This window comes from Flavobacterium sp. WG21 (assembly GCF_000335775.1).
GTDB lineage: Bacteria > Bacteroidota > Bacteroidia > Flavobacteriales > Flavobacteriaceae > Flavobacterium > Flavobacterium tructae.
Map to the genome: position 1 here is coordinate 54,510 of NZ_AMYW01000023.1, position 22,470 is coordinate 76,979.

Annotated in this window: 17 protein-coding genes and 1 pseudogene; 15 read left to right on the top strand and 3 right to left on the bottom strand. The window is 38.3% G+C overall.

Annotation, left to right across the window (positions count from 1 at the left end; translation table 11 throughout):
- The first annotated feature begins 79 nt into the window (after positions 1–79).
- Entirely contained in the window at positions 80–1,102 is a 1,023-nt protein-coding gene (locus C245_RS0115810; protein ID WP_017497587.1) for an LLM class flavin-dependent oxidoreductase, read from the top strand.
- A 134-nt stretch (positions 1,103–1,236) separates the two neighbouring features.
- On the opposite strand, the gene C245_RS0115815 is transcribed toward C245_RS0115810, so the two are convergent.
- Positions 1,237–3,624: a TonB-dependent receptor gene (locus C245_RS0115815; protein WP_232424371.1), complete on the bottom strand. Its 2,388-nt coding sequence runs from the start codon at positions 3,622–3,624 to the stop codon at positions 1,237–1,239.
- A 210-nt stretch (positions 3,625–3,834) separates the two neighbouring features.
- Here C245_RS0115815 and C245_RS0115820 point away from each other — a divergent pair, with 210 nt between their 5' ends.
- The 4 genes and pseudogenes from C245_RS0115820 (at position 3,835) to C245_RS0115835 (ending at position 9,418) form a co-directional block, all read left to right on the top strand.
- Positions 3,835–5,115 carry an acetyl-CoA C-acetyltransferase gene (locus C245_RS0115820; RefSeq protein WP_017497589.1) on the top strand — a complete coding sequence of 427 codons (1,281 nt, stop codon included), beginning with the start codon at positions 3,835–3,837 and terminating at the stop codon, positions 5,113–5,115.
- A 145-nt stretch (positions 5,116–5,260) separates the two neighbouring features.
- The gene (locus C245_RS0115825) at positions 5,261–6,361 is read left to right on the top strand and encodes a hypothetical protein (RefSeq protein WP_017497590.1); all 1,101 of its coding nucleotides are present in this window, start codon (positions 5,261–5,263) and stop codon (positions 6,359–6,361) included.
- 381 nt (positions 6,362–6,742) lie between these two features.
- Positions 6,743–8,654 (top strand): annotated as a pseudogene (locus C245_RS23175) (fumarate reductase/succinate dehydrogenase flavoprotein subunit).
- A 17-nt stretch (positions 8,655–8,671) separates the two neighbouring features.
- Positions 8,672–9,418, top strand: coding sequence for a succinate dehydrogenase/fumarate reductase iron-sulfur subunit (locus tag C245_RS0115835; protein WP_026110104.1), 747 nt, complete (start codon positions 8,672–8,674; stop codon positions 9,416–9,418).
- Positions 9,419–9,647: 229 nt separating this feature from the next.
- Here C245_RS0115835 and C245_RS0115840 read toward each other — a convergent pair whose 3' ends face one another.
- The gene (locus C245_RS0115840; protein WP_017497592.1) at positions 9,648–10,397 is read right to left on the bottom strand and encodes a 4-hydroxy-tetrahydrodipicolinate reductase; all 750 of its coding nucleotides are present in this window, start codon (positions 10,395–10,397) and stop codon (positions 9,648–9,650) included.
- Between the two features lie 471 nt (positions 10,398–10,868).
- On the opposite strand from C245_RS0115840, the gene C245_RS0115845 reads away from it, so the two are divergent.
- The 10 genes from C245_RS0115845 to C245_RS0115890 all read left to right on the top strand — a co-directional run bounded on the left by C245_RS0115845 (position 10,869) and on the right by C245_RS0115890 (position 20,341).
- Complete coding sequence (locus C245_RS0115845; RefSeq protein ID WP_017497593.1) at positions 10,869–11,219, top strand: hypothetical protein; 351 nt, start codon at positions 10,869–10,871, stop codon at positions 11,217–11,219.
- A 292-nt stretch (positions 11,220–11,511) separates the two neighbouring features.
- Positions 11,512–12,207, top strand: a complete 696-nt coding sequence (locus C245_RS0115850; protein ID WP_017497594.1) for an ABC transporter ATP-binding protein — start codon at positions 11,512–11,514, stop codon at positions 12,205–12,207.
- A 34-nt stretch (positions 12,208–12,241) separates the two neighbouring features.
- Positions 12,242–14,542, top strand: a complete 2,301-nt coding sequence (locus tag C245_RS0115855) for a TonB-dependent siderophore receptor (protein WP_026110105.1) — start codon at positions 12,242–12,244, stop codon at positions 14,540–14,542.
- Positions 14,543–14,550: 8 nt separating this feature from the next.
- Positions 14,551–15,999, top strand: a complete 1,449-nt coding sequence (locus C245_RS0115860; RefSeq protein WP_017497596.1) for a DUF3526 domain-containing protein — start codon at positions 14,551–14,553, stop codon at positions 15,997–15,999.
- Between the two features lies 1 nt (position 16,000).
- Positions 16,001–17,356: a DUF3526 domain-containing protein gene (locus tag C245_RS0115865; RefSeq protein ID WP_017497597.1), complete on the top strand. Its 1,356-nt coding sequence runs from the start codon at positions 16,001–16,003 to the stop codon at positions 17,354–17,356.
- A gap of 288 nt (positions 17,357–17,644) precedes the next feature.
- A complete protein-coding gene (locus C245_RS0115870) occupies positions 17,645–17,971 on the top strand; it encodes a helix-turn-helix transcriptional regulator (protein ID WP_017497598.1) in 327 nt (108 codons plus the stop codon).
- 58 nt (positions 17,972–18,029) lie between these two features.
- A complete protein-coding gene (locus tag C245_RS0115875; protein ID WP_017497599.1) occupies positions 18,030–18,494 on the top strand; it encodes a DUF6428 family protein in 465 nt (154 codons plus the stop codon).
- Between the two features lie 133 nt (positions 18,495–18,627).
- Positions 18,628–19,047, top strand: coding sequence for an arsenate reductase ArsC (locus C245_RS0115880; protein ID WP_017497600.1), 420 nt, complete (start codon positions 18,628–18,630; stop codon positions 19,045–19,047).
- Between the two features lie 180 nt (positions 19,048–19,227).
- Positions 19,228–19,881: a VOC family protein gene (locus tag C245_RS0115885; protein WP_017497601.1), complete on the top strand. Its 654-nt coding sequence runs from the start codon at positions 19,228–19,230 to the stop codon at positions 19,879–19,881.
- Between the two features lie 61 nt (positions 19,882–19,942).
- Positions 19,943–20,341, top strand: a complete 399-nt coding sequence (locus C245_RS0115890; protein WP_017497602.1) for a tautomerase family protein — start codon at positions 19,943–19,945, stop codon at positions 20,339–20,341.
- A 101-nt stretch (positions 20,342–20,442) separates the two neighbouring features.
- Here the strand turns inward: C245_RS0115890 and C245_RS0115895 are convergent, their stop codons facing one another.
- Positions 20,443–22,431, bottom strand: a complete 1,989-nt coding sequence (locus tag C245_RS0115895) for a heavy metal translocating P-type ATPase (protein WP_017497603.1) — start codon at positions 22,429–22,431, stop codon at positions 20,443–20,445.
- Positions 22,432–22,470 lie beyond the last annotated feature (39 nt).

A 22,470-nucleotide genomic window follows, 5' to 3' on the forward strand; every position in this document is an offset into this window, starting at 1 on the left:
GCGATAAGCATTTGACAATAGGCTTAATAAGAAAGCATACTGCCTAAAGCTTAAAGCTTAAAGCCTAAAGCTATAAAAAATGGAAATAGGAATTGACAGTTTCGCTTCGGCGATGTATGGAGACCACAATACGCTAAGCAGTGTTGATGCAATGGAACAATTACTCCAAAGAATCGAGCTGGCAGATCAGGCCGGACTTGATGTTTTTGGTATTGGTGAACACCATAAAAAAGAATTTTTAGATTCAGCTACCGCTGTGATTTTAAGTGCTGCTGCGGCACGAACCAAACGCATTCGATTGTCAAGTGCTGTTTCAGTTCTAAGTGCTGCCGATCCGGTAAGAGTCTATCAAAGTTTTGCGACTCTTGATTTAATTTCAAAAGGAAGAGCCGAAATTGTAGTAGGCCGTGGATCTTCCATCGAAGCTTACCCGCTTTTTGGATTTAATCTGAATGATTACGATGAACTTTTTAAAGAAAAATTAGATCTCTTGCTTCAAATCAGAGACAATGAATTTGTGACCTGGTCGGGAAAATTTCGCCCGTCCATAAATAATCTTCCGGTTTATCCCAGAGCTTTGCAAGAAAAACTTCCTGTATGGCTGGGTGTTGGCGGAACTCCTGAATCATTTATCCGCGCCGGATCGTTAGGGCTTCCCTTGATGGTCGCAGTTATTGGGGGTCAGACTCATCGTTTTCGTCCTTTAGTTGACTTGTATCGTGAAGCAGGAAAAGCTGCGGGTTATCAACCCGAAGAACTTAAAGTGGGTCTACATTCACCCGGATTTGCTGCAAATACAACCGAAAAAGCTATTGAAGAATATTATCCCGGTTATGCTGAACTTTGGACAAAATTAGGCTTGGAACGCGGTTGGCCGCCCGTGACCAAAGCCAAATTTGACGGATTAATTGACGATCTGGGGGTACTGATTGTGGGAGACCCGGAACGCATTGCTGATAAAATTTTGCGTCACAGCGAATCACTTGGCGGTATTTCCAGATTCACCTTTCAAATGGACAATGCTGGTCTCACGCACACACAACTCATGAATGCTATAGAACTTATTGGTGCAAAAGTGATTCCGCTCATTCAAAAAGGGTAGTTTTTTTTGCCACAGATTGCACAGATTAAAAGGATTTCTTATTTCATAACAACAAAAAAACCCGACAGGTTTCAAAAACCTGTCGGGTTTACTCTTAGAACCTTAGAACCTCAGTACCTTAGAACCTAAAAAAATCAAAACTTATACGTTACCCCCACTCTAAAGTTTCTTGGCGCTTCTGTTTGCCAATAGTAAGCAGAAAGCCACTCATAGTAAGATCCGCTGTAAAGGTATTTATCCAGAATGTTAAAGACGTTGGCAGTAACTTTAAACTTTCCGGTTTCATAAGATAACCCTCCATCCAGTTTAAAATAGTTCGGTAAGCTTATAGCTCCTACACTCCAACTGTCTGTCTGACGGCCCGCAAGATATGTCCCTCCTATAGAAGCTCCTAATCCTTTTAACTTTCCGCTTTGAATGCTGTAGTTCAACCACGCATTTGCAGTATGTTTAGCAAAGCCCGGTACAACTGAACCAACTACAATAGTTTTAACTACTGAACTTGTAACTACAGATTCTGTAAAAGCATAATTGGCAATAAGGTTAAGTCCGTCTAATAATTTTCCTCTTACGTCAAATTCAATACCCTGTGCTCTTTTCTCTCCCAAAACAATTTTATAAACATCGTTTGGTCCATTCTTAGGATCAGAAGTAAGCTCATTTTGTTTTACGATACGATAAGCCGACAATGTAGTACTCCATGATCCGTCAAACCAATCTTTCTTAACCCCAAATTCCAAATTATTTCCTGTAAGTGGTTTTACCTGATCCCCATTTTGAATAATTCCGGATTGTGGTATAAAAGCCTGATCGTATAAACCATAAACAGCCAGATTATCAGTCACAGAATAACTAGCTCCCACACGTGGCGTAATATGACTGTCAGATTCATCCGTTCCCCAACTGTTTTGACTAATCCAGGTGTATCGTGCCGCAAGAGTCAATCTCAACCTGTTTTCAAAAAAACCTAACTCATCCTGAATGTAACCTGCCGCATACTTTTGTCCCAGTCTGCCTCCAATTCCGGCTCTGACAGAAAGCGGTGTTGCACGATCAAAAGCCGGAAAGCCATTAGAAGGTGTACCGTAATTTGGACTGTAAACATTAAATGGATTCGCTGCCGTATCAAGATCATGAGACTGTCCCCAATCTGCCATATAATCTTTATTCCCCAAATCTACACCACTTAGTATTTTATGCGTAACAGCTCCTGTATTGAACTTCCCATTTACGAATACCTGACCTAAATACATATTACTTTCTGCATCCCAGATACCCACATTTCTAATAATGTTGCCTTTACCAAGGGTATTTTCACTTGAGCCAACGCTGGCAGGCCATGAACTGTATCCTTGCTGAATGTACTTGAAATAAGAAGTTTGTGCTGTCAGTTTCCAGTTATCATCAAACTTATGCTCAAACATAAAATACCCGCTATGGTCCTGAATATTAGTATCCGGAATACCAGGCTGTGTCAGGGTAAATCCAACCGGTAAAGTGGCATATCCATCAGATTTAGGTCCAAATACATAATAAGAACCTACCTCAGTCATGTTGGCATATTGAAAATTATACTCCGCCGTAATTTTTGTTTTATCATCAATCTGGTAGGTAAGTACCGGAGCAATTACATAACGGTTATTGTGTTCAAAGGAACGGTGCGAACCTCTGTTTTGGGCTGCAGCATTAAAACGGTACAATAACTTTCCTTTTTTGTCCAATTTACCGTCAAGATCAATACTCGCTCTGTAAAAATCATAACTTCCCGCAATTACAGAAGCTTCACCCTTTGTCATTCCGGTTGGTTTCTTAGTTACCACATTGTACAATCCGCTTGGATCACCGCTGGAAAGCATAAATCCTGCCGGTCCTTTTACAAACTCGATATGATCTACAAAGCTCATGTCTTCCGTAAGAGGTCCCCAGAAAGAAGTAACCACATTAAAGCCATTACGGAACGCCTGAACCTGTGAACCACGCATTTTTATATTGGTGTACAAATCTCCCCAATGCTCAGAGCGCACGGCTCCACTCACATTTCGGATTACTCCGTCACTCATACTCACAATCTGCTGATCTTTTAATGTCTGACCGCTCACAATCTGAATATTCTGGGGAATTTCTAATACCGGTGTTTGAAGACGTAAAGATAAAGAAGGCTTGTCTTGCTTGTATTTGTTTTTAGTAATCACCACTTCGTCCAAATCTTCCTGGCTCTCCGCAAGCATGAAATTTTTAGTTGTCGTTTGCTTTGATGTCACTGTAATTCTGTCTTCAACGGGACGAATTCCAATTGCACTGATGCTGATAGTATAACTGGCAGACTTAACATTTTTAATTTCGTACTGTCCGTGTTCGTTTGTAATAGCACTGTATCTTGTTCCTTTAAGAGCAACAGAAACACCTTCTGCCGGTACATTTCCGGTTAAAGAAACCCTTCCGGCTACTTTTCCGTTTTCCTGCCCCATCATCACTAATGAGTTTAGAAAAACCAGAAAAAATAAAACTTTTTTTATTCTCATGGTATTCATAATTATTTGTATTGGTTTTTATTTCGCTGGCAAAAGTAAGGGCTAAAACATCGTTTTGCAAATTATTTTTAATTATTCTAAATAAATATAACTAAGAGTCAAATCGTTGAATATCATCCCAAGACCTATTATTTTAGATTTTAAATCCTTCAATAGTAAATAACTCTGCTTATCTTTAAGGACAAAAACACCACCTGACTTATGAATCACACAAACACAATCAAAAAAGTAGCTATTGTGGGATACAACCGTATTCCCTTTGCAAGAGCTAATACTGCCTACGCCGAAGTTGGAAACCAACAAATGATGACCGCTGCTCTTGATGGTCTTGTGACCAAATACAATCTGAAAGGAAAATTAATCGGTGAAGTAGCCGGAGGGGCCGTAATCAAACATACTTACGACAATAATCTAATGAGGGAATGTGTCCTGAAAACAACGCTCGATCCCGCTACTCCTGCCTGCGATTTGCAACAGGCTTGTGATACCGGAATCGAAAGTGCCATTTATATCGCTAATAAAATTGCATTGGGACAAATTGAATGCGGAATTGCCGGAGGTGTTGATTCTATAAGCGATATTCCGATGGCGGTGAGCGACAAACTTCGAAAAATTCTACTCCATGTCAGAAATGCAAAATCAATTACTGAAAAAATAAAGTTCTTTTTAAAAATTCGACCTGGAGATTTGGCTCCGCTGGTTCCCAAAAATGAAGAAGTTCAAACCGGACTTTCAATGGGAGGCCACACCGAAATCACTGCCAAACATTACAAAATCTCTCGCGAAGATCAGGACAACTTTGCACTTAAAAGTCATCTCAATATGGCGAAAGCCTATGATGACGGCTTTTTTAACGATATGATTACTCCCTTCAACGGACTTGACCGGGACAATAATTTAAGAAAAGACAGCACGCTGGAAAAATTGGCAAGGCTAAAACCAGCCTTTGACAAAATCAATGGAACCTTAACGGCAGGAAATTCAACTCCGCTAACGGATGGCGCTTCCTGCATTCTTTTAGCCAGTGAAGAATGGGCAAAAGAACACGATCTGCCCATTTTAGCTTACATCACCTTTGCTGAAATTGCTGCCATCGAATATGTCAAAAATCAGCAGAATCTTCTATTGGCTCCTTTGTTTGCTGTCAGTCGCATGCTTGATAAAGCGGGTTTAACCTTACAGGATTTTGATTATTATGAAATTCACGAAGCTTTTGCCGCTCAGGTTTTAGCCACTCTAAAAATCTGGGAAAGTCCTGAGCTAAGTGCTCAAATTGGACTTCCTAAAACCCTTGGAGCAATCGATCGCGAAAAACTAAATGTGAAAGGAAGCAGCCTCGCAGCAGCACATCCTTTTGCTGCCACAGGAGGTCGTATCATTGGTGTTATGGCTAAACTGTTAAACGAAAAAGGATCCGGACGTGGGCTGATTTCCATCTGTGCCGCCGGAGGACAAGGTGTAACCATGATAATCGAAAAATAATTAATTCTTATCGCTACGAACAACAAACTGGACAGGCTTTAGAAACCTGTCCGGTTTATTATTTTTAAAACCAAACTGTAACAAAATCAAAAAAAAAGTCTCTATAGTATAAAAAATGCTAATCCATTAATCCAAACATTGCTATATGAGAACTTTAAAACTTACCACTTTACTCATTTTCACTTTCTTTTCATTTTCGAAAATAAATGCTCAGACCACTCCAAACGACAGTATAAAACTGGATTACACTAAAATCTACTCGCTGGCTTTAGATGGCAATCCAAAATCAGCTTTGCCGCTATTGGAAATCGATACCAATAAAAAAATAGCGGATAAAGACTTAAAATTCAAAACCAACTTTGAAAACCGATTTAAGTTTGCAGAAGACAAAAGTGATTTTCTGGAAACGCGAAAATCAAAAATAGATCAGCTATTAAAGATATACAGAGATTACTGGCGTTTCTCTTTCTTAAACAAAGAAAAGAAAACCGATACACTGATCCTGAAAAACGTTTCGAATTTTCTTAAAACGAATTTCCCGTCTGCCAAAAACCTAACGCTTAACGAAGACAGCATCAATGTCTATCAAAAAAAATACATCGCGAGTTTAGGTTATCATACGACCGGATTTGGAAAAACAGGAGGTTTATATGACTTACTAGTTTGGAAAACAGAAAAAGACACCATCTATAAAGTTACTTATGATGGAAAAGAAACTCCAATTAAAATCTATTTTATGGATGATTTTGTCACCCTGGGCTGGAGTGAATATGCAACTCTGGGACGCTATTATCCTGCAGGCTGGGCCACAAAAGAAGCTTTGTTTTGCGTAAAAAAAGCCTATGACTTAAAATCCGAAAACTTTAGAGTAAGCTACATTGGTCACGAAGGAAGGCACTTTGCCGATTATAAACTATTCCCAAAATTAAAAGGGGTTGGTTCTGCCGATCTGGAATACAGAGGTAAATTAACTGAAGTTTCTCTTTATTCCCAGGAAGGTCTGGTGAAACGATTGCAGTTTTTTATCAATACCGGAAACTATGATAGCGATAATGGTCATTCAATAGCCGCTTATTGTGTGATAAGAGATTTATCAAGAGTTTTATTTGGAAACGATTTCGAAAAGGACATCAACAAATGGAAAGCAATTCCGGCAAGCAAAATAAATGAAGCTGCTGCTAAACTGCTGGCCGAAAATACAAAGGCACTTGAGAAAATCCCGAATGTAGAGAAATTCATCAAATAGTACTTACAGAAGATATGAAAAACATTTAACACATAGAAACATAGATTTGTATTCTAAAAAGAGAATACAAAAGAGAAACACATTTCTTTCTCATAGTTATGCGTTTTATTTGAAGTGCAACGTCTTTTGTTCCGTTCGAAAACCTATGTCTCTATGTGTTAAAATAAAAACCACAGAAAGAAACCCAAAATCAGAAAATCTACTAAAACACTTTAAATCAACACACTAAACTCCTAACCTAATTATTTTGAATTGCAATAAACAGTTCAAATAATAGTTTTTTCTTTACAAAAAATCATTTTTTTATAGTAAATTAGACCTCCTTTTAAATCAAGTCACTTATAAAATTTGTGTATAAATTCATTTTAAACTAAAATAAAAATGATTGACTCCAAAATACCCGAAGGTCCACTAGCCGATAAATGGAATAATTACAAAGCAAAAGCAAAGCTTGTAAATCCAGCCAACAGAAAAAAACTGAACGTTATTGTTGTTGGAACCGGACTTGCAGGTGCTTCCTGCGCAGCGTCTCTGGCTGAACAGGGTTATAATATTCAATCGTTTTGTTTTCAGGATTCTGCCCGACGTGCCCACTCTGTGGCAGCACAAGGAGGAGTTAACGCTGCAAAAAAACTACAAAAACGACGGCGACAGTACTTTCAGAATGTTTTATGATACCATCAAAGGTGGTGATTTCAGATCCCGGGAAGCCAATGTATATCGTTTGGCTGAATGTTCCGCACATTTGATCGACCATGCTGTGGCGCAGGGAGTTCCTTTTGCCAGAGAATATGCCGGATATTTAAACAACAGATCTTTTGGAGGTGTTCAGGTTTCGAGAACCTTCTATGCACGCGGACAAACCGGTCAGCAGCTTTTATTAGGTGCTTATCAGGGATTGTTGCGTCAGGTATCCTTAGGGAAAGTAACGATGCACACCCGTCACGAAATGCTGGAATTAGTAATTATTGACGGAAAAGCAAAAGGCATTATAGCCCGAAATCTCGAAACAGGAGCTTTAGAACGCCATGTTGCCGATGCAGTTGTACTGGCTTCGGGAGGCTACGGAAAAGTATATTATCTTTCTACACTGGCTATGGGCTGCAATAGTTCTGCCATCTGGCGAGCACATAAAAAAGGTGCTTATATGGCCGGAGTAAGCTGGATTCAGTTCCACCCTACCTCACTTCCGCAACACGGAGCCAACCAATCTAAACTCACTTTAATGTCAGAATCTTTGCGGAACGATGGTCGGATCTGGGTTCCGAAAAAAGCCGAGGACGCACGAAATCCCAATACGATTCCTGAAGAAGAACGTGATTATTATCTCGAACGTCGTTATCCCTCTTTTGGAAATCTGGCACCACGTGATATTTCATCGCGGGCGGCTAAGGAACGGATTGATGCCGGACATGGTGTCGGACCAATGAAAAATGCTATTTATCTCGACTTTTCAGATGCTATAAAAGCACAGGGGAAAAATACTATTGAAGCCAAATACAGTAATTTGTTCGCCATGTATGAAAAAATTACCGGTATCAACGCTTACAAAGAACCTATGCTAATTTCTCCCGCTGCCCATTTTACTATGGGTGGACTTTGGGTCGATTATGAATTAATGACCAGTATTCCCGGGCTATTTGCTTTGGGGGAAGCCAATTTTGCCGATCATGGCGCTAACAGACTCGGAGCGAATTCTTTGCTTCAGGCTTGCGTAGACGGCTATTTTATTGCTCCGTATACGATTCCGAATTATTTGGCAGGAGAATTAAACGCTCCAAAAGCAACCATCGACCACCCCGCTTTTGAAGAAGCCGAAAAATCCGTGAGAACGCAGCTCGATCGTTTTTTAAATAGCAAAGGCACCCTTTCAACCGATCACTTTCATAAAAAAATTGGAAGATTACTTTATGAAAAATGCGGTCTTTCGAGGAGCAAAGAAAAACTGGAAGAAGCCATCGAAGATATAAAAGCCCTGAAAGCCTCTTTTGAAAAAGATTTACTGATTACCGGAGATGATACCCTAAACAGTGAACTTGAAAAAGCCGGAAGAATTGCCGATTACATAGAGCTGGCCGAATTAATGTGTTACGATGCTTTACAAAGAGAAGAATCTTGTGGAGCTCACTTTCGCGAAGAATATCAAACTACCGATGGTGAAGCAGTTCGAAATGATAATGATTTCTGCTATGTTTCAGCATGGGAATGGAAAGGGGAAGCCAAACCGCCTGAATTGCACAAAGAACCTCTCGTATTTGAATCGGTTGAACTTGCAGTAAGAAGTTACAAATAATCAAAAGTTGAAGAAATATGAAACTTTCTCTTAAAATATGGCGGCAATCTGATAGTTCTTCTAAAGGAAAAATGACCGATTATGAAATAGATGCCGTTTCAGAACATATGTCTTTTCTGGAAATGCTCGATCTTTTGAATGAATCCTTAATTCAGAAAAAAGAACGTGTTATTGAATTCGATCACGATTGTCGGGAAGGAATTTGCGGACAATGCGGTGTGATGATCAACGGAAGAGCTCATGGTCCTCTAAAAAATACCACCACCTGTCAGCTTCATATGCGAAGTTTTAAAGATGGCGATACTATTTATATTGAACCTTTTCGGGCAAAAGCTTTTCCTGTACTTAGAGACTTAAAAATCGATCGTTCGGCTTTTGACACCATCATTGCATCCGGTGGTTTTATCGGAGCTTCAACAGGTCAGGCACCGGAGGCCAATAGTATTCCCATATCCTATGAAACTGCCGAAGCGTCTTTTGATGCGGCAGCCTGTATTGGGTGTGGTGCCTGCGTAGCCACTTGTAAAAATGCCAGTGCAGCCTTATTTACTGGGGCAAAAATCACCCATTTGGCTTTGTTGCCGCAGGGACAAATCGAAGCTTCAAAAAGAGTACTGAGCATGGTAAGCCAAATGGATGCCGAGGGTTTTGGAAACTGCTCAGACACCAGGGCCTGTGAAATTGAATGCCCACAAGGTATTTCGATTCTTTCAATCGCCAAAATGAATGCCGAATATACCAAAGCTTTAATTTTTACAAAATAATACATTAATCATTTAATAAAATACACATAGAAACATAGACTTATCAAACTCAGAAATATCATTTCATAAGTTGAAAATACAAGCAACAAACCATGCGGAAGAAATGTATTTCATTTTGAAACCTTTTTGCCCCATTATTTCTATGCTTCTATGTGTTTATTAAAATAAAATCGTCTTAAAAAAGCAAACCCGCCAAGTTTTTGAAACCTGTCGGGTTTACTTTATTAGATCAGACGGTAAAATAAGGTGTTAAAATATCTTCAAAATTATACAGTCCCTTGGGTTTGTTTTTCAGGTTTTCGGCAACAAAAACAACTCCGTTTCCAAATGCTTCCCTCGAGATCGATTCATGAATTAAACGAACCGTCTGATATGGAAATCCAAATATAACCTCATGCTTACCTACTATTCCTCCTGCCCTTACTGAGTTGATATTGTCTTTATCAATTTCCAAAGCTTCCGCAATTTTAACCGCTGTTCCTGAAGTTCCTTCTTTCTTTTTAAAATGTTCTTCGTTTACTTCAATATCCACCCAGGGAGCAATTTTCTTTAAAAATTTAGCCGCAAAAAGCAGGTAATTAACCCCAAGCGTAATATTGGGCGACCAAAAGACCGTAGTTTTATGTGCCAGTTTCTTTAGTAACTGCAACTCTTTGTCTTTGTAATGAGAAATTGCCGAAATAATCTTAACCTTTCGCTTTGCAGCAACTTCTCCATAACTATAAATACCTTCATTGGAAGAAAAATCAATAATAACATCAACAGGATGTTTGTCTAATAATTCTTCCATCGTCGTTTTAGAACTGGAGTAAATAACCCCTTGTTCTTCTGACGGAATGCCCAAAAACTCTGAAACAGATCTCTTTTCCAAAACAGTACTTTGTCTTAAAACCCATTCCAGGCAAAATTTATTATTTTCCAGTAGTACAGTCGCTACTGATTTTCCAGTCTTTCCAAATCCAATTAAACCTATTTTCATAATTTACTTTTTTATGGAGCAGAACGCCCGTTTATAAAATTGACATTTTGTGGAGTTCATGTCAAATCAAGAATTGAGTTATCAACGATGCTAATCACTATCGCCTTCCAGTAAAAATAGGAAATCTATAATGGGATTACCGGCAATAACTTAGATAACTACCAATAAACAACGATGTTAACACGAATAATATTGTCAAAATAATTTCTAAAGTACGACAATGGTATTTTTGGCACTGTCCTTTTTAATTTGTTTTATGCCAAAAACTCTCCTCCAAAACGGCTTGAAATACAACTGCATCTTATGAAAACTCAAAAAATCTACTAACAAAAAATAAACATTTTTAACCCAGTCCCAATAAAATAATAATCGATTCTGGCACATTTTTAAATAAGATATCTATATTTGCAACAACGTTGCGTTAGTTTATAAGCTACCAAGTCCTTTAAAAATGGGCTTTTTCCATTAAGAATGAAAAAGAAAAATGTATTAATTCCTCTTTTTATGTCTGTAACTGTATTGTTTGCAATGCTGTTTCAGACGCTGCATTCTTACGAGCATGTTTACAAGCAGCTGACAAGTAAACATTGTGAGCATACTTATATTGAGGGGCAAAAGCAAATCACGCACAGTCATACTGTAGACAACAATTGTCAGATTTGTCATTTTACGTTTAGCACCTTTATACCAAACACTTTTCAAACGTACTCTTTTCTTAAAGCAACCGTAGAAACTTTCAGCGCGTTCTTTTACGAAAAAACAATTTCTGTTGTTTTCAAAGGCAGTCTTTTTGCACTTAGGGCACCACCATTTATTCGCTAGTTTACTGCATTTTCACCCGAAAAATTAAAAAATAGCTTTTGCTTGTCTTTTTCAAAGATCAGGTAAAACGCATTCGTAGTCTTATTTGGTCTGTTTTCAATAAAACAGCTCCAGTTAAGATACAAAAAACCATTTTGGTTTATCTAATTTACCTAACTCTTCGGTTGTCCCCAGTAAATTCTACTCTTCCTATTTCGTCACCGGTTAAAATGTTTCAGCCCTAAAGGCTGTCACTATAACTGTGCTTGAAAAGAAAAACCCGTACTAAAAATCATCCAAATACATCAAAACTATGCTTATAGCTGAAAATTTAACAAAAAAATATGGCGACCATATTGCTCTAAACAAACTCAACTTAACCATTAAAGAAGGGGAAATTTTTGCTTTATTGGGGCAAAATGGTGCCGGAAAAACTACCACAATCAACCTTTTTCTAGGTTTTATTGCTCCAACAGATGGAGAACTAAAAATTAACGACCTATCAGTCGTCGACAACGCACAGGAAACGAAAAAATATGTTGCATATATCCCCGAAACCGTCATGTTGTATCCTAATCTTACCGGTCTGGAAAACTTAAAATTCTTCTCGTCGTTGGCAGGATTCAAATATTCGCAGGGGGAACTGACTTATTTTCTTTCTAAAGCGGGGCTTCAGATTAAGGCGCATCATCAAAATTTAGGTGGTTATTCTAAGGGAATGCGACAAAAAGTTGGAATTGCCATTGCTATTGCCAAAAAAGCCAAAGTGCTCTTACTGGATGAACCTACGAGTGGTTTAGACCCTAAAGCTTCCAACGAATTTTCCCAAATACTAAAAGAACTTTCTGCTGATGGAACAGCCATTTTAATGGCAACGCATGATATTTTCAGAGCCCGGGAAGTTGCCTCTCATATTGGCATTATGAGACAGGGAAACCTTGTTACCGTTATCGAAGCCGATAAAATCTCGGCAAATGAACTGGAAGATTTGTATTTACAAACTGTATAAAGGGAAATTACTTTCTCAATCCTATCCAAAAAAAATGAAACACTATATTCTCTCACTGTTTTTATTAAGCATTACTTCGTTTGCCCAATCGCAAACCGTTAATAAAAAGATATCTGATAGTATTCCGAAAGATTCTGTCAAGGTAAAAACCGAACACACACAATTGCAAACTGTCGAAATCATTGGCCGTTCGACTAAAAAATACAATAGCGATTATTCTTTTGCAGCCACCAAAACAGCCGCTCTCAATAAAGACATCCCACAATCCATATCCACGATCACCAAAGAATTAATAGCAGACAAAGGTGCTATCTATCTGGCCGATGCTGTAAAAATGGCCAGTGGGGTGATCCCCGCAAGTTATTACAATCAATATACCATTCGCGGAATCAGTCAAAATGAAGAAGGCCAGATCATAAATGGAATGCGAACACATCAACATTACTTTTTACAACCATTGACTACCAATATTGAAAGAGTTGAAGTGATCAAAGGGCCTTCGAGTGCCACATTTTCATCGGTAGATCCGGGCGGAAGTATCAATATGGTGACTAAAAAACCTTTGGCCGTTGACCGAAAAGAAATAAGTCTGACTGCAGGAAGTTTTAGCACCTTGCGCGGAACCTTAGATTTTACCGGTCCATTGAACGAATCAAAAACCCTTTTGTATCGTGTAAACGGAGCGTATCAGGAAGCCAAATCGTTCCGGGATCTGATTCGCAATAAATCATTCTTGATTTCACCCTCGTTCAGCTACATTCCGAATGAAAAAACAGCGATCAATACAGAACTGATTTTAAGTAACATGACCGGAGTTCTGGATCGTGGACAGCCCATTTTTGGAGCAGTTGCGGGTGTTACCAGTTTAAACAAAACTCCAATTAGCTTAAATTTAGGTGCTCCCAATGATTTCTACAAATCAAAAGAAATGATTTTGATGACGAATTTTGCTCATAAATTCAACTCTAAAATAGGGTTTAATGCTTCGTACATGAAACAAACCTGGACAGAAGACCTTCAGGAACACCGAACGACTAATGCTTTTGCAGTCGACATGAACAATAAACCTGTCAGCAGTCTGGCCATGATGCAGTTTGTACAGCGTCAGCAATATTGGGACGTTGATAATCTCACTTCTTATTTCAACTTTGATTTAAATACAGGAAAAATCAAACATAAATTGTTAGCAGGTTACGATTTAAGCAGCTGGAACAAAACCAAAGGTGGCGGACAAAATGCGGCCAGAGGTTATGTATTAAAAGACGGAACGGTAGCCCCTTCATTTGTTGCCGCAAATGCGGCCAATTACCAAACCATAACCGTTGACGGAGTGGTTCTGCCAAAACCAAATGTCAATTATTTTAACCTGAACAATCCCGCTAATACCCTAACAAATCCTGACGATTATACGCTCAATGTCCGTACCGCATTACCCCCTGCACTAACCACTACTAATGCAATCTACATTCAGGATCAGGTACAATGGGAAAGATTTACCATTTTATTGGGTTTGCGTCAAGAATGGTTTAAAGACATCACAAACTACAAATCCAACAATGAACTGACTGTGAAAAAATCGGCTTTACTGCCGCGTATTGGAGTGACTTATGCCGTAAACAATCAAATAAATGTTTATACAACTTATTTGGAAGGTTACCAGCCACAATCGAACACCGTGTCTTTGATGCCTCAAACAGGAAGTTTACCCGCCGGAAGTTTGTTTGATCCACTGAAAAGCAACTTGAAAGAACTTGGATTAAAAGCTACTTTTTTCAACAATTCAGTAAGTTTTAATGCTGCTATTTATGAAATCAACCAACGCAATATTCTGATGAATGCCAACGACTCGGTAAATCCTGATTTGCTGGTAACAAGAGGTGCTGAGAGAAGCCGTGGTTTTGAGTGTGATATAGCCGGTTTTATTACGGCAGACTGGCAAATAAATGCTTCATACAGTTACATTGATGCTAAAATCACCAACGATCGTGATCCATCGCTAATTGGTGCCCAAAAACAAAATACACCAAAAAACAGTGCCAATTTATGGACACGCTACAATTTCAGTTCCGATTCGGCTCTAAAAGATTTGGGTATTGGTTTCGGAATGCAATATCAAAGCAGCAAAGTACCCTGGTTTACAAGAGCTTTTACACTACCCGATTTTACGGTTTTTGATGCCGCATTGTACTATAAACCCAACAAAAGCAATATGCAGATTGCTCTTAATGCTGGCAATTTATTCAATAAAACGTACTGGCTGGGTGCTCAGAATTACCTGCGTCTGTTTCCAGGAGCACCAAGAAACTTCAGTCTTACTGTAACTTATAAATTTTAAACGGTATCATGTCATTACATAAAGAAATTTTAATTGCCAGACATTTAAAAAAGGCTGTTTTTAAAAATACAGCAGTCTATATCATCACGATTTTTATCGGTATCCTGTTGCTTTACGCCGCTTTTTCAGGTTGGGAAAATTACAGTAACCAGAATCAGACAAGCGAAAAATACCAACATGAATCACGCAAAGACTGGCTCAATAATCCGGATAAGAATCCACATCGAATGGCGCATTACGGGAATTTTGCGTTTAGAAAAAGTACACCCCTGAGCGTTTTTGAATTCGGGATGGAACCGTTTTTCGGAAATGCGATCTTTCTCGAAGCACACAAACAAAACAGTGCCAATTTCTCAGAAGCAGGATTCTCCAACAGTATGCTTCGTTTCGGAGAAATTAGTATTGCTATGGTTTTACAGCTTTTATTGCCTCTGTTGATTTTTTTCTTAGGATTTAATGCTGTTGCAGCCGAAAGAGAAAACGGGACTTTAAAATTAATTTTAAGTCAGGGAATCAGCTGGAAACAACTCTTAACAGGTAAAATGTTAGGGGTTGCAAGTGCCATTCTGCTCATTTTTGTTCCTACGATTATGGTTCTTGTATTCCTTTGGCTGTTGTTACAGGATTTTACGATTTCAAGCGATGAAACCATTAAAATGGTATTGTTCATACTGTTTCATTTTATTTACCTGATGTTCTTTTGTGTCATTGCAGTTTTGGTTTCTGCTGCGAGTAAAACTTCTAAAAAAGCACTGATTTCCTTAATCGGAATCTGGCTGGTTCTTACTATTATTTTACCCCGAACCACTCAGGCAATTGGCGCTTATCTTTATGAAGCTCCTTCCAAAATACAGTTCAACAGTGCTATCGAAAAGGACATTCTGAAACAAGGCGACAGCCACAATCCGAACGACATACATTACAAAGCCATAAAAGATTCCCTACTACGCGCCTACAAGGTAGATTCGGTACAAAAACTGCCTTTTAATTATTCGGGATTTATCATGACGGAAGGAGAGAAAATCAGTTCGCGAATTTATAACGAACACTTAGAAGAGTTGCTAAAAGTTTACGATCAGCAGAACAGTTTTTCTAAGGTCGTTTCGTTCCTGAACCCTTATATCGCCATACGAAACCTGTCGATGGGATTATCCAACACCGATTATGGTTCTTATATTGATTTTCAAAAACAAGCTGAGATTTACCGCTATACTATGGCGCAAAAAATGAATGCTTTGCAGGTCAAATACATCAGTAATAAAAAGCCGGGACCAAACGACAAGCCTTTATCCATCAGCAAAGAACACTGGGCTGATTTGGAAGAATTTCATTATGAGCCAAAAGAAGTCCCGGCTATTTTAAAGTCCGAAATCCTCTCTGTAGTCTCTATTTTTCTCTGGATTATCTTGCTTTTTGCTCTCCTGCGAATTGCAGCCAAAAACCTTAAAGCCCTCTAATATGTTAGCATTACTTTTTAAAAATTTCATTCGCTCAAAAGGTACCAAAATTGGACTGATGTTCCTGTTGCTCATTGGATTCATCGGTATTTTAATTGGGCAGCAGTTTCAGCAAAAGCAGCAAAACAATATTGCGGAAGCTGCATTGTACCAAAAAGAGCATATAGCACGAAATGCCGCTTTTCACAAAGACGAAATGGGACTCCTGCTCTACTACATCAAATTTTCTCTCATCAATAAAACATTGCCTTTGAATCCTCTGGCAATTGGTCAGCGCGATGTAAATCCGTCGATTCAAAGCGTCACGATTCGGGGTCTGGAAGGTCAGAAATACGACTCGGAACTCAATAATCCGAACAATCTTTTATCCGGAAATATCGATTTTAGCTTTGTACTTATCTATCTGTTTCCTCTTTTGATTATAGCATTCTCGTACAATCTGGTTTCGGAAGAAAAAGAAAGCGGCACCTGGAAAATTGTGTCCGTGCAAAGCGAAAATACCTTTTTATACATTCTGAAATTGTTTTATGTCCGAATTTTAAGTCTGATTGCGCTGTTCACCTTTTTACTTCTTTTAGCCGTTTTGATTCTGAGAATTCCTTTTGACTCCTCCCTTCTTGCCTTTTACGGACTTGGTGTTTTGTATCTAATTTTCTGGTTTGCAGTCTGTTTTTTTATTGTTTCCCTGCAAAAAAACTCCAACTTCAATGCGGTTATTTTGCTAACGATCTGGCTGTTTCTCATTATAATTCTGCCTGCCGTAATCAATACCTATATTGTGAATAAATATACTATTCCGGAAGCTTTGGAGCTGACTGTAAAACAACGTAATGCTTATCATGAAAAATGGGATATGGATAAGAAAATCACAATGGATAAATTTTACCAGCATTATCCACAATTCAAGCGATATCCTTTGCCTGATACGGAGTTTAACTGGCTTTGGTATTACGCCATGCAGCAGGCGGGCGACGACGATTCGGTACAACAATCTCAGGAACTGCAAACTAAACTGGAACAGCGCAACAAAGCCAGCCAGTTTATTGCTTTATTCGTTCCTACCCTGCATGCCCAGCTTCAACTGAATGAAATTGCGAAATCTGATTTAGGAAACCAGCTTTTATTTTTGAAGGAAACCCAGCGTTTTCACGAAAAAATGAGACTTTATTTCTATCCAAAAATATTCGACAATGCCAATGTTAGTAAAGAAAACTGGTCGAAGTTTAAGGTAGAAACTTTTACAGATCCCTCAAAAACTAATGGTATAAAAGCCTTTTTGCCATTGTTGCTTTTTAATTTGTTACTGATTGGTTTGGGTTGGATGAATTTCAAAAACAGCAGAAAAGAGACCTTTTAGAAGTTGATAATCTCAACTTAAGAATTTTAAACACATAGAAACATAGATCGAAATGCAGAAAAAGGCGTTTCACTTCAAATAAAATGTCCCGATGCATCGGGACGAAAGAAATATATTTCTCATTCGTATCCTCTTTTAAGAATACAAATCTATGTTTCTATGTGTTTCATAATTTTAGCATTCCACCATCGGAATCAATATTTCAATTCACCTTATTTAAAAATTCTAAAATAAATCCTTTGATTTTAAAATTTATATCGTAATATTGCAATATTATATTTAAATCACATGGGAGCTTCTAAAACGGAACATTTTACCGACAAACAAAATCAGATCGCCACTATAGCCAAAGCACTGGGACATCCGGCCAGAATTGCTATAATTGAATATCTGTTAAAAGTAAACGAATGTATTTGCGGAGATATCGTAAATGAGTTACCCCTGGCACAGCCTACCGTTTCACAACACCTGAAAGAACTAAAAAATGCAGGACTTATCAAGGGAAGCATTGAAGGAAACGCCATCTGTTACTGTATCAATGAAGAAACTTTTGATGTTCTAAACACCTACTTTTCTGGTATTATTACCGTTACAAAAAATCAAAAATGCTGTTAAAGGCTTTTTTTTATCTTACTATATCGCAATATTGCATTATAACTATAAAACAAGAAAAATGAAACTATCAGACATTAAAAAAATACTCCCTACTCTCGAAAACGTAGCATTTCAACTGGAAAACGGAACTTTTGTTCCTGAACACTTTCACGTCACAGAAGTGGGAATGATCACTAAAGATTTTATTGATTGCGGAGGCGTAATTCGTCACGAAAAAAGTGTCAACTTTCAGCTTTGGAATGCAGACGATTATGACCATCGACTAAAACCTGGCAAACTTTTACATATCATTAAACTTTCAGAAGAAAAACTAAATATTGAAGACCTGAATATCGAAGTTGAATATCAAAACGAAACTATCGGAAGGTACGATTTAGCGTTTAATGGGAATCATTTTGTGTTGAAAAATAAAGTCACAGCCTGTCTGGCACAAGATGCCTGTGGAATTCCGTCACCATCCGGCTTTATCGAATTAAGCAAGGACAGAACAAACTCCTGTTCTCCAAACTCAGGCTGTTGCTAAGTTATGAGCACTTTCTTTCTTAAATATAAAAAACCAATTATAATCACTACAGCTGTTATTGTACTGCAACTGATTTATGGCTTTGAGCCTAAATTTTGTATGATCAATATCATTTGGTTACTCGTTTAAAACTATGACAAAAAATATTCTAGTGCTCTGTACAGGAAATAGCTGCCGAAGCCAGATCGCCGAAGGTTATTTACGCCACTTCCTGGGCAACAAAGCCCACGTTTACAGCGCCGGTATTGAAACTCACGGTGTAAATCCAAGAGCCATTGCGACGATGAAAGAAGATGGAATCGATATTTCAGAACATACTTCAAATCATATTGATGAATATCAAAACATCCATTTTGATCTTATCCTGACGGTTTGTGATCATGCTCATGAAAAATGCCCTTTTCTTCCAAGCCAAGCTCAAAAATTTCATCAAAATTTTCCGGACCCAGCCAAGGCAACAGGAACCGAAGCAGAGATAAAGCAGGAATTCCGTACTGTGAGACAAATGATTAAAGCGTATTGCAACACGTTTGCAAAAACGATCAACACCTAGTTTAGATACAAATCTATGTTTCAATGTGCTAAATAACCTTATCAACGAACTGTTTCTTATCATAATTTATAATACATTCATCGAAGTATAAAATGATGCGATCGACAGAATACCAATGGTCTTTTTTAAATTTGTTGGAAACGAAAAGAAGCTTCTGCCTCTTTGTAAATCTATCTCATCATGAAATTACAACACCTTCAGATTCAAACCAACAATATTCAGGAAACAGCAACATTCTACCAAGACGTACTTCATCTTTCAATTCTGGAAAAAGATTCCAGGTCAGTTACTATTCAGGTAGGTGAATCGGTTTTACAGTTTATCGAAAATCTTCAATTCAACTCTATCTATCATTTTGCTTTTAATATTCCTCAAAACAAGCTGCAAGAAGCCATTCAGTGGGTAACAAACAAAGTGGATTTAATTGTTATTGAAGATGCTACTGTTATCGCCAATTTTGAGAACTGGAATGCCAACGCTGTATACTTTTATGACAACAATGGTAATATACTGGAATTCATCGTTCGATATGACCTCAACAATGCTCAAACGGAGCCTTTTAGCTCTCACTCTATACTCAACATCAGTGAAATTGGTATTGTCAATGAGAATCCTCTAGTTCTGGCTAACCAACTCATAACGCAACACAACTTAGAATTTTTCAGTAAAAATGAGAATAGCGAGCTCTTCGCTGCCCTTGGAGATGATGAAGGTCTGCTCATTATGGTACGCCCGGGTCGAAACTGGTATCCTACTCAAATACCTTCTGAAAGCAATACAACCGAAGTTCACATAGAAAATAACGGAATTCAGATTGAATTGAAGTTTTCCTAAAGATTTGTCTGCTGCTCCTCCTCTTTTTTTTTATTTTTATACAAAACTCAAAATCTAAAAAATGCCATTTGTCCGAATCAGTTTACCTAAGAAGCTTTCCTTAGCAACCAAAAACAATATTTCAGAAGCGATTCATCAATCTTTAATAGCAGAATTTCATATTCCAAGTGCTGATTATTTTCATGTAATTGAAGAATTAGAACCACATCAGATAAAATATCCCGAAAGTTATCTTGGTATTTCACATTCTGAAGAAATTATATATGTTCAGATCACTGCAGGGCAAGGTCGAACAGTAGAACAAAAAAAGAAATTATACCACCAAATTGCAACAAGAATTGCCGCAACAACAGCGATTCTCATTAATAACGTGATTATTGTTTTATTAGAAAATAACGGTTTGGAAAACTGGTCCTTTGGTAATGGAGAAATTCAGGAGCCAACACATTTAAAAAAATAAAATTCTTTAATAGTCTTTATACCGCTCTGGCTATTCCATATGAGAATAAAGCATTAAAAACAAAACCGTTTCAGTTTAAACTCTGAAACGGTTTCTTTATCTTAAAATTTCATTTTCTGAATCCTTACAGCATTCAGTATGGCTAATAAGGCTACTCCGACATCCGCAAAAACAGCCTCCCACATGGTTGCCAGTCCGCCGGCACCCAAGATAAGTACAACAGCTTTTACAACGAAGGCCAGCGTAATATTTTGCCAGACGATTTTTTTGGTTTGTTTTCCAATGTTTATCGCCATCGGAATCTTGCTTGGTTTATCGTCCTGAATGACCACATCGGCAGTTTCGATCGTGGCATCACTGCCAAGCCCTCCCATCGCAATTCCAACCGTACTTAAAGCAATTACCGGAGCATCGTTTACACCATCCCCAACAAAAGCTACCGTTTCGTTTTTGACTTTAATTTCGTTTAGTTTATTCACTTTATCTTCGGGTAATAAATCTCCAAAAGCGTTTGTAATGCCTAACGTTTTGGCTACAAACTGCACTACATTGGTTTTATCACCGCTCAGCATGGTTACTTTAACGCCGAGAGCTTTCAATTTGGTTACTGCCTCTTGCGCATCTGCTTTAATTTCATCGGCAATTGTTAAATAACCTGCAAACTTATTGTCGTAAGCAATGGCAATGGTCGTATAAACCACCGCATTTGGATCAACATGGTATGCTATACTGAATTTATCCATCAGTTTAAAATTCCCTACGTGCAGTTCTTTTCCGTCTATTTCAGCTTTTAATCCGTGTCCGGAAATCTCCTCGACGTTTTTCAGTAGTATCGAAGAATCAATTTGCCCTACATAATTGTGAATCGCAGTCGCAACAGGGTGTGTACTCTGACTTTCAAGTACATTGACCAGTTTTAAAATTTCGTCTTTGTCAAAACCGTCCTGTATAATCACTTCCTGAACTTTAAAAACACCTTCGGTCATTGTACCTGTTTTGTCCATCACAACATTCTGAATGGTCGAAATACTGTCTAAGAAATTACTTCCTTTAAACAGGATACCATTCTTGCTCGCTGCTCCAATTCCGCCAAAATAGCCTAGCGGAATGCTGATCACTAAAGCACAAGGGCACGAAATTACCAGAAAAACCAATGCTCTGTACAACCAGTCACTAAACACATAATCGGATACAAAAAGCATGGGCAACAAGCAAATGGCAATCGCCAGATAAACTACAATCGGCGTATAAATCTTAGCAAATTTTCGAATGAACAATTCTGCAGGAGCTTTTTTAGTTACGGCATTCTGAACCATTTCCAGAATCTTAGACAATTTACTGTCGTTGTAGGCTGCGGTTACTTTTATCAATGCAATGGTACTTCCGTTAATCATTCCGGCCAAAACAGCTTCTCCTTTTACTTTGGTGTCCGGTTTACTTTCTCCTGTAAGTGCTGCGGTATTAAAGGAAGCCGAATCGGAAAGTAATTCTCCGTCCAGCCCCAGTTTTTCCCCTGCTTTCAGCTGCACAATAGCTCCAATGGCAACATCGGCAGCTTTAACTTTAGTCGCAACATTATTTTCCAAAACACTTACCTCATCAGGACGCTGGTCCAGTAAGCTTTTTATGTTTGATTTGGCACGACTGACTGCCAATCCCTGAAAGTTCTCTCCAATGGTATAAAACAACATCACAGCAACGCCTTCCGGAAATTCTCCAATGGCAAATGCTCCGATAGTGGCGATACTCATCAGGAAAAACTCCGAAAACACATCGCCTTTTCTAATGCTTTCGTAAGCTTCCTTTAAAACAGGGAATCCCACCGGCAGATAAGCGATTAGGTACCAAGCGATTCTAACAGGCCCCGAAAACCAATTTTGTTCGAAATACTGATCGAATCCAATTCCAATCAGCAATAAAACAAAGGAAATAATGGCCGGTAAAAACATTCTAAACCATCCACTATCCGCACTATGACCGTGATCGTGCCCGTCATCGTCTGAATGTACGGGCTCGTCATGGGAGCAGCAGGAACCGGGTTGATTTATTTTATTCTTTTTAATCTTTTCTTCTTTATGTAGATGTTCCATGAGAAATTTAAAGTTTTAGGTTTCAAAGTTCCAAGTTTA

Coding starts and splice junctions, on each gene's coding strand:
- C245_RS0115835 (WP_026110104.1), top strand. CDS start 8,672: ATGAAACTTTCTCTTAAAATATGGCGGCAATCTGATAGTTCTTCTAAA.
- C245_RS0115895 (WP_017497603.1), bottom strand. CDS start 22,431: ATGGAACATCTACATAAAGAAGAAAAGATTAAAAAGAATAAAATAAAT.
- C245_RS0115845 (WP_017497593.1), top strand. CDS start 10,869: ATGAAAAAGAAAAATGTATTAATTCCTCTTTTTATGTCTGTAACTGTA.
- C245_RS0115840 (WP_017497592.1), bottom strand. CDS start 10,397: ATGAAAATAGGTTTAATTGGATTTGGAAAGACTGGAAAATCAGTAGCG.
- C245_RS0115875 (WP_017497599.1), top strand. CDS start 18,030: ATGAAACTATCAGACATTAAAAAAATACTCCCTACTCTCGAAAACGTA.
- C245_RS0115815 (WP_232424371.1), bottom strand. CDS start 3,624: ATGAGAATAAAAAAAGTTTTATTTTTTCTGGTTTTTCTAAACTCATTA.
- C245_RS0115810 (WP_017497587.1), top strand. CDS start 80: ATGGAAATAGGAATTGACAGTTTCGCTTCGGCGATGTATGGAGACCAC.
- C245_RS0115870 (WP_017497598.1), top strand. CDS start 17,645: ATGGGAGCTTCTAAAACGGAACATTTTACCGACAAACAAAATCAGATC.
- C245_RS0115865 (WP_017497597.1), top strand. CDS start 16,001: ATGTTAGCATTACTTTTTAAAAATTTCATTCGCTCAAAAGGTACCAAA.
- C245_RS0115880 (WP_017497600.1), top strand. CDS start 18,628: ATGACAAAAAATATTCTAGTGCTCTGTACAGGAAATAGCTGCCGAAGC.
- C245_RS0115820 (WP_017497589.1), top strand. CDS start 3,835: ATGAATCACACAAACACAATCAAAAAAGTAGCTATTGTGGGATACAAC.
- C245_RS0115850 (WP_017497594.1), top strand. CDS start 11,512: ATGCTTATAGCTGAAAATTTAACAAAAAAATATGGCGACCATATTGCT.
- C245_RS0115855 (WP_026110105.1), top strand. CDS start 12,242: ATGAAACACTATATTCTCTCACTGTTTTTATTAAGCATTACTTCGTTT.
- C245_RS0115860 (WP_017497596.1), top strand. CDS start 14,551: ATGTCATTACATAAAGAAATTTTAATTGCCAGACATTTAAAAAAGGCT.
- C245_RS0115890 (WP_017497602.1), top strand. CDS start 19,943: ATGCCATTTGTCCGAATCAGTTTACCTAAGAAGCTTTCCTTAGCAACC.
- C245_RS0115885 (WP_017497601.1), top strand. CDS start 19,228: ATGAAATTACAACACCTTCAGATTCAAACCAACAATATTCAGGAAACA.
- C245_RS0115825 (WP_017497590.1), top strand. CDS start 5,261: ATGAGAACTTTAAAACTTACCACTTTACTCATTTTCACTTTCTTTTCA.